At 72.3% G+C, this 15,977-nt stretch carries 16 protein-coding genes; 6 read left to right on the top strand and 10 right to left on the bottom strand.

Going from position 1 to position 15,977, the window contains the following annotated elements:
* Nucleotides 1–18 precede the first annotated feature (18 nt).
* Nucleotides 19–939, bottom strand: coding sequence for a CAP domain-containing protein (locus tag U2P90_RS12680; protein WP_322472402.1), 921 nt, complete (start codon nt 937–939; stop codon nt 19–21).
* Between the two features lie 121 nt (nt 940–1,060).
* Between U2P90_RS12680 and U2P90_RS12675 the strand changes: the two genes are divergently transcribed.
* The gene (locus tag U2P90_RS12675) at nt 1,061–2,242 is read left to right on the top strand and encodes an aminotransferase class V-fold PLP-dependent enzyme (RefSeq protein ID WP_380103123.1); all 1,182 of its coding nucleotides are present in this window, start codon (nt 1,061–1,063) and stop codon (nt 2,240–2,242) included.
* Between the two features lie 364 nt (nt 2,243–2,606).
* Here U2P90_RS12675 and U2P90_RS12670 read toward each other — a convergent pair whose 3' ends face one another.
* From U2P90_RS12670 to U2P90_RS12660, 3 genes are all read right to left on the bottom strand, one after another.
* Nucleotides 2,607–4,103, bottom strand: coding sequence for a tripartite tricarboxylate transporter permease (locus U2P90_RS12670; protein ID WP_322472401.1), 1,497 nt, complete (start codon nt 4,101–4,103; stop codon nt 2,607–2,609).
* Nucleotides 4,103–4,621, bottom strand: a complete 519-nt coding sequence (locus U2P90_RS12665; protein WP_322472400.1) for a tripartite tricarboxylate transporter TctB family protein — start codon at nt 4,619–4,621, stop codon at nt 4,103–4,105. Before U2P90_RS12665 ends, U2P90_RS12670 begins: the two co-directional genes overlap by 1 nt.
* A 94-nt stretch (nt 4,622–4,715) precedes the next feature.
* Entirely contained in the window at nt 4,716–5,669 is a 954-nt protein-coding gene (locus U2P90_RS12660; RefSeq protein WP_295821378.1) for a Bug family tripartite tricarboxylate transporter substrate binding protein, read from the bottom strand.
* 205 nt (nt 5,670–5,874) lie between these two features.
* On the opposite strand from U2P90_RS12660, the gene U2P90_RS12655 reads away from it, so the two are divergent.
* The 3 genes from U2P90_RS12655 (at nt 5,875) to U2P90_RS12645 (ending at nt 9,215) form a co-directional block, all read left to right on the top strand.
* The gene (locus U2P90_RS12655) at nt 5,875–7,467 is read left to right on the top strand and encodes a sensor histidine kinase (RefSeq protein WP_322472399.1); all 1,593 of its coding nucleotides are present in this window, start codon (nt 5,875–5,877) and stop codon (nt 7,465–7,467) included.
* Complete coding sequence (locus U2P90_RS12650) at nt 7,464–8,180, top strand: response regulator (RefSeq protein ID WP_322472398.1); 717 nt, start codon at nt 7,464–7,466, stop codon at nt 8,178–8,180. Before U2P90_RS12655 ends, U2P90_RS12650 begins: the two co-directional genes overlap by 4 nt.
* An 87-nt stretch (nt 8,181–8,267) precedes the next feature.
* Nucleotides 8,268–9,215: a hypothetical protein gene (locus U2P90_RS12645; protein WP_322472397.1), complete on the top strand. Its 948-nt coding sequence runs from the start codon at nt 8,268–8,270 to the stop codon at nt 9,213–9,215.
* On the opposite strand, the gene U2P90_RS12640 is transcribed toward U2P90_RS12645, so the two are convergent.
* The 3 genes from U2P90_RS12640 to U2P90_RS12630 are packed head-to-tail and all read right to left on the bottom strand — an operon-like array spanning nt 9,216 to nt 10,954.
* Nucleotides 9,216–9,635 (bottom strand): inorganic diphosphatase, encoded by a 420-nt coding sequence (locus tag U2P90_RS12640; protein WP_322472396.1) that lies wholly within the window; start codon nt 9,633–9,635, stop codon nt 9,216–9,218.
* On the bottom strand, nt 9,632–10,012 hold the full coding sequence (locus U2P90_RS12635; RefSeq protein WP_322472395.1) for a hypothetical protein: 381 nt from the start codon (nt 10,010–10,012) through the stop codon (nt 9,632–9,634). The genes U2P90_RS12640 and U2P90_RS12635 overlap by 4 nt, the downstream gene beginning before the upstream one ends.
* A gap of 57 nt (nt 10,013–10,069) precedes the next feature.
* Complete coding sequence (locus U2P90_RS12630) at nt 10,070–10,954, bottom strand: alpha/beta hydrolase (protein WP_322472394.1); 885 nt, start codon at nt 10,952–10,954, stop codon at nt 10,070–10,072.
* Nucleotides 10,955–11,114: 160 nt separating this feature from the next.
* Between U2P90_RS12630 and U2P90_RS12625 the strand changes: the two genes are divergently transcribed.
* On the top strand, nt 11,115–12,575 hold the full coding sequence (locus tag U2P90_RS12625; RefSeq protein ID WP_322472393.1) for a lycopene cyclase family protein: 1,461 nt from the start codon (nt 11,115–11,117) through the stop codon (nt 12,573–12,575).
* Nucleotides 12,576–12,597: 22 nt separating this feature from the next.
* Entirely contained in the window at nt 12,598–13,263 is a 666-nt protein-coding gene (gene sdaAB / locus U2P90_RS12620) for an L-serine ammonia-lyase, iron-sulfur-dependent subunit beta (RefSeq protein ID WP_322472392.1), read from the top strand.
* On the opposite strand, the gene U2P90_RS12615 is transcribed toward sdaAB, so the two are convergent.
* From U2P90_RS12615 to U2P90_RS12605, 3 genes are all read right to left on the bottom strand, one after another.
* Nucleotides 13,250–14,014 carry an IclR family transcriptional regulator gene (locus U2P90_RS12615; RefSeq protein ID WP_322472391.1) on the bottom strand — a complete coding sequence of 255 codons (765 nt, stop codon included), beginning with the start codon at nt 14,012–14,014 and terminating at the stop codon, nt 13,250–13,252. The genes sdaAB and U2P90_RS12615 overlap by 14 nt on opposite strands.
* Before the next feature lie 70 nt (nt 14,015–14,084).
* On the bottom strand, nt 14,085–15,335 hold the full coding sequence (locus U2P90_RS12610) for a glycosyltransferase (protein ID WP_322472390.1): 1,251 nt from the start codon (nt 15,333–15,335) through the stop codon (nt 14,085–14,087).
* Nucleotides 15,332–15,964, bottom strand: coding sequence for a TetR/AcrR family transcriptional regulator (locus U2P90_RS12605; RefSeq protein ID WP_322472389.1), 633 nt, complete (start codon nt 15,962–15,964; stop codon nt 15,332–15,334). The genes U2P90_RS12610 and U2P90_RS12605 overlap by 4 nt, the downstream gene beginning before the upstream one ends.
* Nucleotides 15,965–15,977: the final 13 nt, after the last annotated feature.

The raw sequence follows: 15,977 nt of genomic DNA, 5'->3' as shown, positions 1-15,977 counted from the left end.
CCCGGCGGGGCGCGGCCTTTACCGCCCGTACACCTGCGCCCAGTACGTGGCGAACGCGGTCGCGGCCGTGCCGTTGCTCTCGGCCAGTCCCACCCGCATCCAGCGGGCGTCCATGACGATCCGACAGTGCGGCGGGCTGTCCAGCAGGGCCCGCACGGCCTCGTCCGGCGTCAGGGCGTCGTAGGCCAGGGTCTCGGCGACTTCCGGGTCGGGCCAGCCGGCCGCCGCGGCGCGGGTGGGCGGCGTGCTGCCGGTCACGGGATTCACGTGCCCGCGGAAGTCGTACTGCGGGAGCTCCGCGGCGTGCTGGGCGGCGGCGCGCGACAGGGTGCCGTCCCACGCGAGCGGCCCCACGCCGGGGTGGAGCGTGTCGCCGCAGCGCTGCCCCTGCCGCCGCGCCTCGTTCAGGCGGCGCAACAGTTCCTGCTCCCACACGGCGCGCGCGCCGAGGTCGAGTTCCGCCGGGCGCGCGTACACCAGCGCGGCGCGGCCCCCCTCGACCGCCACGCCGAAGCGCGGGTAGCCCACCCGCTGCCCGCACTGGTTCGCCAGCGAATCCCGCACCCGCTCCCAGCTCGTCAGCCGCGGGACGACGACCATGCCGGCCGCCTTGACCGGCAGTCCCGCCGCGCCGAAGGCCGCCCGGTCGACCTTGAAGCCGCGCAGCAGCCGCCCCGCGAGCTCGTTCAGGCGCGCGTCCGGCCGGGCGTCCTGCCCGCAGCTCCGGAAGTCCTGCCGCACCACCTGCGCGAAGGCCAGCGCGTCCGCGACCCCCGAGCCCGGCGCGGGGGGCCACGGCAGCGCGGCCAGGGCGTCCTCGGTCACAGTGCTCACGGCCACGGTGTCCGCGTGGGCGGCCGGGGCGGCGAGCACCGCGGCCAGCAGCGGCCCCACGGGCAGAAGTCTGTCCAGGACGCGCCGCGCGGTGGGGGAAGCCATGCCCCCAGTGTCCCGGCACGCGCCTGTCACCGCCCTGACCGCCCCCCACATGAAGACCCCGCCCCGGCCCGCAGTTCAGACGCCTGCCGCGCCCCGCCCCCCGCGCGGACTACCCTGGGGCATGACCCAGACCGCGCCCGCCCCGATGACGCCCGAAGTCCCGGAGTACACGCCCCTGCACCGCGCGCGCCTGATCGCCCCCGGCCCGGTCGAGGTCGCCCCGGACGTCCTGCTGCAACTCGCGCAGCCGCAGATGCACCACCGCGCGAAGGAGGGCATCGCCAAGCTCATGGAGGCCCGCGCGCAGCTCACGCAGCTCCTCGGTGACCCGTACGACGCCGTCATCACCACCACGTCCGGCACCGGGGCCTTCGAGGGCGCGCTCATCAGCACCACCCCCCCCGGCGCGCGCGTCGTGAACGCCCAGGCCGGCAAGTTCAGCGAACGCTGGGGCGAGATGGCCGGCCGTTTCGGCTACGACACCCATATCGTCGCGGCTCCGTGGGGCCACGTGCTCGACCCGCAGGAGGTCGCCGACGCCGCGAGGGACGCCCACACCCTCCTGATCACCCACAGCGAGACGAGCACCGGAGCCCTCCACGACCTCCATGCCATCGCGCAGGCCGCCCGCGCGCAGAACCCCGACCTCATCATCATCGCCGACTGCATCACCTCCTACGGCGTCGCGGAACTCCGCCCCGCCGCGTGGGGCGTGGACGTCATCGTGTCCGGCAGCCAGAAGGGCACCGCCACCCCCCCCGGCCTGGGCTTCGTGCTGTTCAGCCCCCAGGTGCAGGAACGCATGATCAGGAACCCCGAGAAGGGCTTCTACCTCGACATGACCCGCGAACTCGCCGGACAGAAGGCCGGGAACACCCCGCAGACGCCCGCCATCAACCTCATCTACGCGCTCAGCACCGCCCTCGACCGCCTGCTCTCCGTCCCCCTGGACGTCCTGTGGGCCGAGCAGCGGCGCAAGACCGACGCCCTCATCGCCGCCGGCACCGCGCTGGGCGCGCCCGCCTGGGCCCCCCGCACCAGCCCCGCCGTCGCCGTCCTCACGCCCCCCGCCGGGATCACCGGGCGGCAGGTCGCAGGCCGGCTCGCCGAGATGGGCCAGCGCGCCCTGCCCGGACAGGCCCCGCACGAGGACACCGTGTTCCGCGTCAGCACCATGGGCTACGCCGACCGGTACGACGCGCTGGCCATCGCGGGGATTCTGGAAGATGCGTTCGCGGGGCTGGGGGTTCGGTTCGAGCGGGGGGTGGCGGTTCAGGCCGCGTGGGCGGCGCTCAAGGACTGAGGGTTCTGGAGGTGCCTGCGGCGCGGCCCCACCCCCCAGCCCCCTACCCCGGAGGGGCAGGGGGAGCGGCGCTGCGCTGGGCATGTGGTCGCCATGCCGGTTGTGCGGCCCTCGTGGTGGTTCCGTCGGCGTGGGGTGGCGTACCTGCCACTTGCGTTCACGTCGTCAGCGCCCGCGCGCTTCGCGCACGATGGCATTCGGTGAGGGGCAGGGGGGGTGCTCCGGTTTTTGAACCGCTCCGGCCCGAGTGGGTCGGTGTTGACGCACTTCAAGCCGTGAATCTGCGTTGCCCGACCTGCACGTCAAACGAAATTGCCCCCTCTCCGATAGTTCGTCGGGAGGGGGCGGCGTTCGTGGTGTGGGGTCAGCCCGTGACGGTCGTCCGGCGGGCGCGGGCCCGGAGGATCGGGGGCAGCACCAGGGCGATGACGACGATCAGGAGGATGAAGACGGTCAGGGGGCTCTTCAGGAAGATGGTGGCGTCGCCGTTGCTCTGCTGGAGGGCGGTGCGGAAGAAGGATTCCGCCGTGGGCCCCAGCACCACGCCGATGATCGCGGGCGTGACGGGGAAGTCGAAGCGGCGCATGCCGTAGCCGATGACGCCGAACAGCGCGAGCAGGAACAGGTCGAACACACTGTTGTTCAGCGAGTACACGCCCACCGTGGAGAACACCAGGATGCCCGCGTACAGGAACGGCCGCGGGATCAGCAGCAGGCGCGCCCACACGGGGGCGAGCGGCAGGTTCAGCAGGAGCAGCATGACGTTGCCGATGTACAGGCTGGCGATCAGGCCCCACACGAGGTCGGCGTTCGTGAGGAACAGCAGCGGGCCCGGCTGGAGGCCGTACTGCTGGAACGCGGCGAGCAGGATCGCGGCGGTGGCGCTTGTCGGCAGGCCCAGGGTCAGCAGGGGCACGAGCACCCCGGCGGCCGAGGCGTTGTTCGCGGCCTCCGGGCCGGCGACGCCCTCGATGGCCCCCTTGCCGAACTCCTCGGGGTGCTTGCTGAGCTTCTTCTCCAGGGTGTAGCTGAGGAAGGTGGGGATCTCCGCGCCGCCGGCGGGAATCGCGCCGAAGGGGAAGCCCAGGGCCGTGCCGCGCAGCCACGGCTTCCACGAGCGCCGCCAGTCCTCGCGGCCCATGGTGGCCCCGCCCTCGAGCTTGATCACATCCTGGGTCTTACGGTAGCGGCTGGCCACGTACAGCGTCTCGCCGATGGCGAACAGGCCGATGACCACCGTGATGAAGTCGATGCCGTCGAGGAGTTCCGGGCGGCCCAGCGTGAAGCGCGCCTGTCCGCTCTGGAGGTCGGTGCCGATCAATCCGATCGACAGGCCGAAGAACAGGCTGATCAGGCCGCGCAGCGGGGAGCCGCCGAAGGTCGCGCTGATGGTCACGAAGGCCAGCAGGATCAGCGCGAACTTGGCGCTCGGCGGGATCGTCACGGCGATGTCCGCGATGGCCGGGGCGAAGAACGTCAGCAGGATCGTGCCGATGGTGCCGGCCACGAACGACCCGATGGCGGCGGTCGCCAGGGCGGCGGCGGCGCGGCCCCGGCGGGCCATCTTGTTGCCCTCCAGCGCCGTGATGATCGAGCTGCTCTCGCCGGGCGTGTTCAGCAGGATGCTGGTGGTGCTGCCGCCGAACATCCCGCCGTAGTAGATGCCCGCGAACATGATGAACGCGCTCACGGCCGGCAGTTTCGCCGTGACCGGCAGCAGCAGTGCGACCGTCAGCGCCGGCCCGATGCCCGGCAGCACGCCGACCAGGGTGCCCAGGGTCACGCCGATCAGCGCCCACAGCAGGTTCAGCGGATTCAGGGCCGTCTCGAAGCCCGCGAACAGGGCGGTGAGGGCCTCCATTACAGGATCCCCCGCAGCACGCCCGCCGGCAGGTTCAGGCCCAGGCCGCGCGTGAACACCACGTACGACACCAGCGCGACCGCCAGCGCGATCCCGGCCATCAGGGCGTAGCGGCGCTCTCCGAAGGCGTACGCCACCGAGAAGTACATGAGGGCCGTGCCGACCACGAAGCCCAGCGGCGCGAGCAGCACGCTGCCGAGCACGAAGCCGCCCAGGATGATGCCCGGGGACTTCAGGTCAGCGGGCGCGTCGGGGTCGGTGTCCTCCTCGGCGCTGGGTTCGGCGCGCTCGCCGCGCAGGGTCTGTACGGTCAGCACGATGCCCAGCGCCAGCGTGCCCACGGCGACGATCAGCGGAAAGACGCGCGGGCCGACCACCGCGTTGATGCCGAAGGGAATCTGCGTGGTGCCGATCAGGAGCAGCACGCCGATCACTGTGACGCCCAGCGCGACGAGCAGGTCTGGAATGCTCACGCCGGGTCGGGCAGGCACGGAAGCGGGTGGAACAGGGTCAGTCATGGACGACCTCCTCGGGAACAGCATGAATCGTGGAACGGGGCCAAGGGAAGGGGGCGGGTGACCGGCCGGGTCACGCCGCCCCCAGAGACGGGCGTTACTTCACCAGTCCGATGTCCGTCAGTACACCCTTGATGCGGGCGGCCTCGACCTTCAGGAACAGCGAGTACTTGCTGCCGCTCATGTACAGGTCGGTCCACTTGCGGGCCTTCAGGGTGTCCTGCCACGCTTTGCTGGCATGCATCTTGTCCAGCGCGGCGATCATGGCGGCCCTGTCGGTGGCGCTCACGCCGGGAGCGGCGACCACGCCGCGCCAGTTGGCCAGTTCCACGTTGAAGCCCTGCTCACGGAAGGTGGGCACGTCGATGCCTGCCTGCCGCTTGGGCGCGGAGATGCCGATCGCCCGCAGGCGGCCCGCCTTGATCTGCGCCTCGAACTCGCCGTAGCCGGCGATGGCTCCCGCCACCTGGTTGCCCAGGACGGCCGCCAGCGCCTCGCCGCCGCCGCTGAAGGGCACGTAGTTCATCTTCTTGCTGTCCACGCCGGCCGACTTGGCGAGCAGGCCCAGCAGGATGTGGTCGGTGCCGCCGGCGCTGCCCCCGGCAACGGCCAGACCGTTGTTGGTCTTCCAGGCGGCCGCGAAGTCCTTCATGTTCTTGTACGGGCTGCTGGCGGGCACGACCAGCACCTCGTACTCGCCGGTCAGGCGGGCCAGGGGGGTCACGCGGCTCAGGTCGACCTTGCTGGAGTTCGTGAGGATCGCGCCGACCATCACGAGGCCCATGGTCATCATCTGGCTGCCGTCGCCCTTGGCATTCGACAGCTGGGCCAGACCGATGGTGCCGCCGGCGCCGGGCACGTTGAACACGGTGACGGGCTTGACGATGTTCTCGTCCTGCATGACGGTCTGCATGGCGCGGCTGGTCTGGTCCCAGCCGCCGCCGGGGGCAGCGGGCGCCATGATGCGCAGGTTCGTGAGGCCCTGGGCCAGGGTCATGGGAGCGGCGAGCAGCAGGGCGGACAGAACCAGTACAGTCTTCTTGGCGTTCATGGAGCCTCCGGGTGACGGCCGCATCGGTGCAGCGTCAGGGACGTGGGTTGTGATTCGCCCAACCATAGCCCCACACGCGGCGCGGTTCAAGGCTTATGTGCGTCTGGCACGGTGTTTTGCATGACCGTAATGCACACTGGTGAACGGAATGCACGATTGGAACCGGCGGGGGGTGGAGCGGGTTCTACAATCACGCTCAGCACGTATGGTCACCTTACGCCCGTTCCGTTCCGGCCTGCAGGGCCGTCTGGTGCGCTGGCATCTCCTGGTGCTGTGCGGCATGACGGTGCTGCTGCTCGGCGTACAGACGGCGCACCTGTACCGCGAGGCCAAGGGCCGGCTGGGCGAGCGGGCCATGACCACCAGCCGCATCGTCGCGTCCCTGCCCGAGGTCGTCCGCGCTGCCGGGCGCGGCAGCCAGGACGCGGCCCTGAACACACAGGTCAACGCCATGCGGATCCAGGCTGGCGCCGATTTCATCGTGGTCGGTGATCGGCGCGGGATCCGGCTGGCGCACCCGCTGGACGACCGGCTGGGCAAGCCCATGGAGGGGGGCGACAACGTGGCCCCGCTCTCCGGGCGCGAGGCGATCTCGGTGGCACGGGGCAGCCTGGGGCTCAGCGTGCGGGGCAAGGTGCCGATCTGGGCGGGCGGGCAGGCGGGCACGCAGGTCGTCGGGGTGGTCAGCACCGGGTATCTCATGCCGCAGGCGTGGCACCTGGTCGGTGCGGCGCTGGTCAGTCTGCTGCCGTGGGTGCTGCTGGCGCTGGCCCTGGGCACCCTGGGTGCCGTGTGGGCCGCCCGGCGGCTGCGGGCCGAGATCCTGAATCTGGAACCCGAACAGATCGCCGCGCTGGCCCGCCAGCAGCGGGCGGTGCTGGCCGCGCTGCGCGAGGGGGTGATCGCCGTGGACGGGGCCGGACAGATCACGCTGGCCAGCGGCCGGGCGGCGGACGCGCTGCTCACGCCCTCCACGCCGGTGTCGCTCGCCCGCGTGTGGCCGGAACTCGCAGAGCTGCACCCGGGCGCGCAGCGGCAGCAGAACCTGGAACTCCGGCTGCGCGGCCAGCCCTTCCTGGTGAACATCGAACCGCTCGACGGCGGCGGCTTCGTGGCGGGCTTCCGCAACCGCGCCGAGGTGGTTGCTCTGGCCGACGAACTCACGCATGCGCGGGGATTCGTGGACGTGCTGCGGGCCCAGACGCACGAGTACCAGAACCGCCTGCATGTCCTGTCGGGGCTGCTCCAGCTCGGCCGGCACGAGGAGGCGCTGCGGGTGCTCAATGCCGAGATCCGCGCCGACGCTGAATTCCGGCAACTGCTGCGAGACGTGCAGGTGCCCCGGCTGGTGGCCCTGCTGGCGGGCAAACGCGAGCGGGCGCAGGAACTCGGGATCGACTTCCAGGTCGCCGAGGGCAGTCTGCTGTCGCCGGTGTGGGAGCGGCACGCCGACACGCTGGTCACGGCGGTCGGGAACCTGACCGAGAACGCCTTCGAGGTGCTGGCCGGACAGCCGGGTTCGGTCACGGTGCTGATCGGTGAGGATCCGGACGGTGTCCAGATCGAGGTCGAGGACTCCGGCCCCGGTGTCGTGGCAGACGTGCTGGAGCGGCTGTACACGCGGGGCGCCAGCAGCAAGGGGGAGGGCCGCGGCTACGGGCTGGCTGGCGTACACGCCCGCGTGCAGGCACTGGGCGGGCAGCTCCGGTACGTGCGGCGCCGTGGGCGCACGGTGTTTCAGGTGAGCCTGCCGCCGCCGGTGGGCGTGCCCGTGTCCGGTGCGGCGGTGGGCGCGTGACGCTGCGGGCCGCCACGGTGCGCGTCCTGCTGGTCGAGGACGACCAGCGGGTCGCCCGGATCAACCGTGACCTGCTGGAACGCGATCCCGACGTGCATGTGGTGGGCAGCGCCGCCACATGTGCCCAGGGTGACGCGCTGGCCCAGGCGCTGAATCCAGACCTGATCCTGCTGGACGTGCATCTGCCCGACGGCAGTGGGCTGGGTCTGCTGCGCCACTGGCGATCGGTCGGGCGCACCACCGACGTGGCCCTGATCACCGCCGCCGACGACGAGGTGAGTGTGAGGCTGGCCTTGGCGCACGGGGCCTTCGACTACCTGATCAAGCCCTTCACCGGCGCGCGGCTGGCGGAGCTGCTGGCACGGCACCGCGGACGCCGACTGCCCACCACGCCCGGCCAGCAGGAGGCCCGCCTGGATCAGGGCCGCCTCGACCGGCTGCTGGGGGTGCATGGGCGCAGCGCCGAACCCCTGCCGCGTGGGGTGGATCCGCACACCCTGGAACGGGTCGCCCACGCCCTGGCCGGGGCCGGCGGAGGCGTCAGCGCCGAGGACATCGGAGATCGACTGGGCCTGAGCCGCGTGACCGCGTGGCGCTATCTGGAGCACCTCGTCCGCACCGGCCGCGCCAGCCTGGAGCACCAGTACGGGCATTCCGGCCGCCCGGCCAAGCTCTACACGCCCACGCCGGAGCGTCCCGATCCGCCCGAATGATCCCGGGTGTGTTCCGGACTCGGGGTGTTCGAGTGCGGGCGAACCGGCCCGGCCAGCGCGCCCCCAATGGCCTACACTGAGGCCGCTGTGCGCGTCCTGCTTCCGCCGCTCCTCCTGGTCGTCCTCGCGCTGGGCCTGACCGGTTGTGTGCCGCACTGGCGCGTTCAGGACACACGGACACCCGCCCTCGACGTGACGGGGCCGGCGCCGGACGTGATCGTCCTGGGAGTGTCCGGGCGCTGCTCGCCGCCCTGTGTGGCCCCGCGCGACAACTGGGACTACCTCAGTTCGCGGGGCACGCTCGACGCGGTGGCGGAGGTCTACAGCGCGGCCGGCTACACCGTGCAGGTCGCCGGATACGCCAGCCACCCGGCCCACACGCACACGTCCCCCTACCTGAGCCGCCCCCAGCCGGGCTTCGCAGCGCTGGTGACCGATCTCCAGCGCGTTCAGGAGACGTGGCTGGGCGCCGCCCGGCCTCCCCGACTGGTGCTCGTGGCGCATTCGCACGGGGTGGTGTGGTCGCACCTGCTCACGCGGGTCTTCCCGACGGTGCGCTTCGAGATGCAGGTGGATCTCGACGGGCTGTGTGTGGCGTGGCGTTCGGATTACCGGTCGTCGGTTCAGGCGCTGCCGGCCGCGTCGGCCGACCAGCCGCAGCCGCTGGACGCGTGCGAGCCGGTGCGGGTCGCCGGGCGCACCGTGCCCCTGAAGGACGTGGTGTGGCCCAACGTGGCGGCGAACCTGGAGGTGCAGAGCAAGAGGGTACCGGCCCGGACCGGGCCCAGCGGGGGTCTGCCGGTCAACTACCTGTTCGAGACGTCCCGCAACGTGCGCCTGGACGGCAGCGCCGCCGGCATCACCCGTTTCGTGTCGGTACGGGAGGATCACAGCGCCGTCACCTATCCGAACAGTGACTCGGTGCGCTGGGTCACGGCACAGCTGCGCGAGAGGCTGACGACATGGCCACCGCCTCCGGCCCGATCCGGGCCCGGGGGCCCGGCAGACGGCCCTCCGGCCGGTGCACCGCCCTGATCAACTTTGGGCGGATCGGGGACTGTCCGCTGCCCCCCGCTCAACGACCGTCGTCTCCAGCCACGCCAGCGCAGCCCCGGCGTCGTGTACCTGGGGCCCGCGCTCCGGCTCAAACCAGGCCAGGAGGTCATCCATCGTTGCCGTGACGGGCCCGAACACGACCTTGTGATCCCCGTCGTTCAGGTGCAGCAGGCCCAGTGGCGATCCGGCAGGCCGGCTGCCCACCGGCAGCGGCGGCCCCAGCCACACGGCGTCCACCTCCGCGCCGTCGGCCGGATTCAGAGTACCGGGCAGGCAGCCGTAGTTCACCGGAGCGGGCCGCGGTTCGGTGCGGTACGGCACCACCCGGTTCCCTTGCCACACGAAGCGGTCGGTGGTGCCAGCCGTCCATTCCACCACGCCCACCCACGCGGCACTCACGGCTGCACCTCGTACAGCTCGACCTGCCGCAGCACCGTGCCGCCCAGCGACAGCACCGCCCGGTACGAGCCCGGCTCCGGGGCCTCCAGCGTGAAGGTGGCGCGCCGCTGGTCACCATCGACGTACACGCTGTCCTCGGCCAGCTTGCGGGGGCCGTCGAACCACTGCACCTTCAGGTAGCCGGCCTCGAAGCGGCCATCGACCTGCGCCTGCACGGTGAGCATGGCCCCGGCTCGGGTCAGCGTGGCGCCGGTCACGCGGGCCGGCATGGTGACCTCGACAGGTCGGGGCACGGCGGGCACGAACGCATACCGGCAGCCGCTCAGCCCCGTGGCGAGCAGGCCGGCAACGATCACGGTCAGGGCAGGGCGGGACATGGCGTGATGGTAGACCATGCCCGTGAGGTGCCTGTGCTCTCCTGCAGTGTCCGGCGCTCAGGGCAGGCGGCGCGCCTCGATGAACGCGAGCACGTCCTGGCGCGTCGGCCCCAGGAAGGTCAGGAAGCGCGTCATGGCCGCGATGATGGTGATGTGGCCCATCCCCGGCAGCACGGTGAAGGTCACGGGCACCCCGGCGGCGTCCAGGGCTGCCTTCATCTGCTCGCCGTTCTGCGGGTAGACCGTCCGGTCACTGCCGGCGACCAGCAGCAGATGTGGGGGCGCGTCCCGGCGCACGTGGCGGGCCGGCATGACGTCGTCGGGCAGGGCGCCGTCGGGGAAGGCCCGCGCACTCGACATTCCCCGGAAGTCGTAGGAGTATGGCCCGGCCACGCCGATTACGCCGCGCACGGCGCGGATGGGCACACCCGCCTCGCGCAGCCAGCGCTCGTTGTCGACGGCCTCGACCGCGTTGAAGGCCCCGGCCGAGTGGCCCATGACGAACAGGTTGTCCGGATTGCCCCCGAAGGTCTTCGCCGTGTCACGCAGCACCCGGAGCGCCGCCGCGGTGTCCTGCACGTAGGCCGGGTAGCGGTTCGCCGGAGCCAGCCGGTAGTTCATGACGGCCGTGACATACCCGGCGCGGGCCAGCGACTCGCCCACGAACTTGTGTCCTTCCTTGTCCCCCCCCTCCCACGAGCCGCCGTGGACAAACAGCACCACGGGCGCCGCGCTGGCCCCGGCCGGCGCGTACACGTCCATGCGGTTGCGGGGATCGGTGCCGTACACGACATCAGTGGTGACGGTCAGGCCACCGGTCGAGACGACGCGGTTCAGGGTGTTCTGGGCCCCCTGCTGGGAGCATCCGGTGATGGCCACGCCGAGCAGCAGGGCGCCGGCGACGAGGGCCAGGCGGTAACGGGAAACGGACAGGGCACGCATGACGTGCAGCATAGGCCGCGGCCCACCCGCCACACCGTGTCGGTGGCCCGGCGCTGCTTGATCAACCCTTGTCGCTCCGGGCGGGCCACATCGGCATGGCCGGTGGCCCGGAGCGCAATTCCCACACTCTGCTCCCCTCCATCACGCTAGCCTGACCCGGATGCCCGGTGCCGAACACAGCGACGTCCTGATCGTGGGTGGCGGCCCGTCCGGAACGGCTCTGGCCGCTGAACTCTCGCGGCGTGGCGTGGATGTCCGGGTGCTGGCCCCCCACCCTCCCGGCCCCTACCCGGCGACCTACGGCGCATGGCTGGACGACCTCCCGGTGTGGGCCCAGGGGTGTGCGGCCCAGGTCTGGACGGACGTGCGGGTCTACACCGGCCCCGAGCCCACGCCGCTCCTGAGACCCTACGCACTCCTCGACAACGCCGCCCTTCAGCGGGCGCTGCACGCCCGCGCCGGAACGGGGCTGCGCTGGACCGTGGGCCGGGCCACCCACGCCGAACCGTGCGCAGCCGGGACGCTTGTTCACGGCACACGCGAGGAGCGCTGGACAGCGCGGCTGGTCGTGGATGCCAGCGGGCACGGCGGCCGTCTGGTGCGCACCGCCTATCCGGACGGCCCGGCCTTCCAGACCGCGTGGGGTCTCACGGCGCGGTTCGACCGGCCGCCGGTGCCGCCGGGCTCCATGGTCTGGATGGATTACCGTCCGCCCAGTGGGCCCACGTCGGTTCCCACCTTCCTGTATGCCATGCACCTGGGGGGCGACCGATTCTTCGTCGAGGAGACCAGTCTGATCGCCCGGCCCGGCGTGAACCGCGCGGCCCTGGAGGCCCGACTGCACGCCCGCCTGAGCGCCGCCGGCACGCCCCCGCGTGAGGTGCTGAGCACCGAGTGGGTGGCGTTTCCCATGAACGGAGCGCTGCCCACGCCCACATCGGTGCTTCCCTTCGGGGCGGCGGCCGGGCTGGTGCATCCGATCAGCGGATTCCAGGTCTCGGCTGCCCTGCGGGTGGCTCCGGCACTGGCGGGTGTCCTGCACGCGGCCCTGCGCAGCGGTGCCGATCCCGTCCGGGTCGGCTGGGATCTGCTGTGGCCGCCGGAGCGCCGCGCCGCGCGGGAAAGTCATCTGCTGGGCGTCCGCGCCCTGCTGGGCCTGCCGGGGCCGGCCCTCCCGGAGTTTTTCGGCACCTTCTTCGACCTGCCGCCCGCGCAGTGGCGGGCCTTTCTCGACCCGGACACCCCGGCCGGGACGTTGTCGCGGATCATGCTGCGGCTGTTCGCCGTGGCCCCGGCCCGCGTACGCGCCTCACTGGCACGGGCCGGTGTGGCCTCTGCCGGGGTCAGTGCCCACGCCCTGTGGGCCGCCATGAAGACGCCCCCAGCGTCCTCCCATCCCCCGGGCGGCCACAACACGCACCGTGGAGGCATGACCCAGGACGACCGCAACACCGAGGGCGTGCGTGAGCACGAGGACATCGCCCAGCACACCGAGGTCACCGACGGCATGCAGGGCGCGACCGGCAGCGCCGACGCCAACGGCCTCGACCCCGAGGTCAACGCGGCCGCCAAACTGGCCGAACTCAAAGAGCATCTGGCTCCGGTCATCGGGAAGTCGTAGGCGCTGGGCGCATACTGCCCGCATGTCCCTGCTCGACATGATCGGCCCGGTGATGATCGGCCCCAGTTCCAGCCACACGGCGGGCGCGTGCCGCCTGGGGCTGGTCGCCCATCACCTGCTGGGCGAGGCGCCACGCCACGCCACCCTGGAACTGCACGCCAGCTTCGCCAAGACCGGCCGGGGCCATGGCACCCACCTGGCCCTGGTCGCCGGCCTGCTGGGCCTGCGCCCCGACAACGAGCGCCTTCCCCGCGCCGTCGAGGTCGCGCAGGCGGCCGGCCTGAGTGTCGAATTCCGGGATGCCGACCTGGGCGACGTCCATCCCAACACCGTGCGGATCGACGTGCAGGGCGAGACCCAGCGCCTGGTCATGCAGGGCAGCAGCACCGGCGGTGGCGTGATCCAGGTCACCAACGTGCAGGGGCTGGGCGTGAACTTCAGCGGAGCCAGTCCCACCGCCCTGCTGCGGTACACCGACGCGGTGGGCATGATCGCCCGGATTGCCAGCACCATCGCGGCCGACGGCGTGAACATCGCTGCGCTGACGTGTACCCGTGACACGCGCGGCGGACACGCCCTGCTCGCCATCGAGCTGGATCAGGCCCTGAGTGCCGAGGCCCTGGCGTTCCTGAACCGCTGGCCCGACGTGACCTGGGTACGGATGCTGCCCAAACTCATGGACGGCTAGGCGGCGTCACTCCCGGCGAGGGCCGGTAACCCAGTGTCCAGCTCACCTCGTCTGCGGCGTCTCTCAGGGTGCGCATCAGGGCCGCACGGGCACGGAGCTGCGCCGTCGGCACGCTCACGCCCAGCGCGGCCAGGACGGTGCCGGAGCTGTCCAGGATCGGGACGGCCACCCCTCCGGTACCGTGGGCCCACTCGTCCTCGGTGACGGCGGCAGCGGCGTGCCGGATGGCCTGGGCCTCGGTGGCCCAGGTGGTGGGATCGGTCACGGTGCGGGGCGTGTAGGCCAGTGGGGCGTCGGGCAGTGGCCGTCCTGTCAGCGCCAGCAGCAGCTTCCCGCTGGCGGTCGCATGCGCCGGCAGGTCGAAGTCCAGCTCACCGGCGACGGGCGGCCCATCACGCCCCTGCACCGATCGGGCCACGCAGAGCACGCGCTGGCCGTCCAGCACACACAGGAACGCCAGCCGGTGGGTGGTTCGCGCCACCCGCTCCATCGCCGCGTGCGCCGGGCCGTACCACGGCAGGCTGCCGTACAGCGCACACGACAGTTTCAGCAGCCGCCACCCCAGCCGGTACCGGCCCCGCCCCACCCGCGTCACCAGACCCGTCTCGCACAGCGCCAGCAGCTGCTCGTGCAGGGTGCTCGTCGGCACGCCCAGCTGCCGCGACAGATCCGACAGGCGCCACTCGGTGTGATCCGCGTCGAAGGCGCTCAGGACGTCCACCGCGCCCACGAGCAGGGAAGAGGAGGCCACGTTCCCAGGATGGCACGCTTCCGGCGGGGCCGGAACGGCCTGGAGCACGGGGTCGGGCCCCACCACGTCGTTACAGCGACAGTCCCGAGATCACCTCCGCTGCGCGCGCCACCCCGTCCTCGGCCCGGATACGGGCGCCCAGGGCCGCAGCCCGGTCACGCATCCCGGTGTCCGTGACCGCGCGGGTCAGGGCGTCGGCCAGCGTCCGGTCGTTCAGGGCGCGGCGGGGCACCGGGGCTGGCCCCACGCCCAGCTGTCGCACCCGTTCGCCCCAGAACGGCTGGTCTCCGAAGAACGGCACGACGATGTTCGGCACGCCCGCCGCGAGCCCCGCGGCCGTCGTGCCCGCTCCGCCGTGGTGCACCACGGCCGCCACGCGCGGGAACAGCCAGTCGTGCGGGACGCTGTCCGTCACGAACACTGTCTCCGGTACTTCGGCAGCGCTCAGGCCACCCCAGCCGCTGAGGAGCACTGCCCGCTGCCCGCTGCGCGCCAGGGCCGCCACGACCGCGCGGGTGGTCGCCTGCGGATCCGGGGTGGTCATGCTGCCGAAGCCGATGGACACCGGGGGCGGGCCGGCGTTCAGGAACGCTTCCAGCGCGGGCGGTGGCGTCCAGGCCTCCTGCGGCAGGAGCCAGGAGCCGGTCAGGTGCTGCGAGGCGTCCCAGTCGGCGGGGCGGGGCAGCACCGCCGGGCTGATGCCGTGCAGGGTCGGCAGAGATCGCAGGGGGCGCGGGCCGAACAGCGGTGCGGCGGGAAGGCCCAGCACCTCGCGCCGCGCGCGCGTGTCGGCGGCGCGGAACATCTGCCACATCACCTGCCGCGTCAGGACGTGCGACAGGCGGTTCGCCCAGCCGCCCAGCCGCGCGGTGGCCGGCGGGAAGATCGCCCCGGGGAACGCCCGCGTGGGATGGAACGGCACCACGTGCGCCTCCACGAGCGGCACGCGCCGCTTCTCCGAGAGGGCCTGCGCGACGTTCAGCCCCCCGAGGCCCGCCACGAGCAGGTCAGCGTCCCGCGCGGCCACGAGGCCGTCCTCGGCCCACAGCAGCGCCCCCTGCTGCGTGGCGCGCGCGGACACCCGGTTGATCGCCAGCATGTTCCCGCTGGCGAGCGCGGCGCGCATCTCGGGACTGTTCACGACCTCCTGCACGTTCCCGCGCATCGGGGCGAACTCCAGCCCCGCGCCCGTCACGAGGTCGCGGAACGTGTCATGCGAGGCGAGCCGCACCGCGTGCCCGGCCCGGCGCAGCCCCAGCCCCAGCGCCACGTAGGGCTGCACGTCGCCCCGCGAGCCCAGCGCGATCAGCGTGATGTTCATGCCCGTTCCGCCGCCAGCAGGGCCAGCAGCCCGTCCGCCACGCGCGCCGCCGTCACCTGCGGGTCGGGGAGAGGGTCGCCCGACAGCGCGCCCTGTACGGTGTGGCCCAGCACCAGCGCCAGGCCGGTGCGCAGCAGCTCGCCGGTGTCCACGCCGCGCAGCTCGGGGCGCGCGGCGAGCGCCTGCGCGCCCAGATCCGCCGTGCGGGTCAGCCCCTCGGCGAACGCGCGGCCCAGGTCGCGGCGGATCAGGCCCTCGGACAGGATCACGCGCAGCAGCCCCGCCTCGTCCTGCGCCAGGGCCGTCAGGGGCGCGGCCAGGAACGCCCGCAGGAAGTCCCGCAGGTTCAGGGCCGCCAGCGCCGCCGGATCGAGCGAGTCGCGCGCCTGCGCCCCCAGCGCGCCGAACAGGCCCAGGAGCAGGTCGTCCTTGCTTCCGAAGTGGTGGTAGAGGGTGCCCTCGGCCAGTCCCGCCTGCCGCGCGACGGCGCGCATGGTCGTCCGGTGGAAGCCGGCTTGCGCGAAGCAGGTCTGCGCCGCACGGAGGATGGTGGCCCGCCGCTGGGGATCGTCCGCAGGGCGGGGAGAAGTGCGCTTTAATCTGTCACCCTTTCCCGAGTGAGTGTTCACTCATTCATGATGC

The sequence above is a fragment of the Deinococcus sp. AB2017081 genome (assembly GCF_034440735.1).
GTDB classification, from domain to species: domain Bacteria; phylum Deinococcota; class Deinococci; order Deinococcales; family Deinococcaceae; genus Deinococcus; species Deinococcus rufus.
Note: the sequence above shows the minus strand (reverse complement) of the source record. Positions and strands in the feature narration are given on the sequence as shown.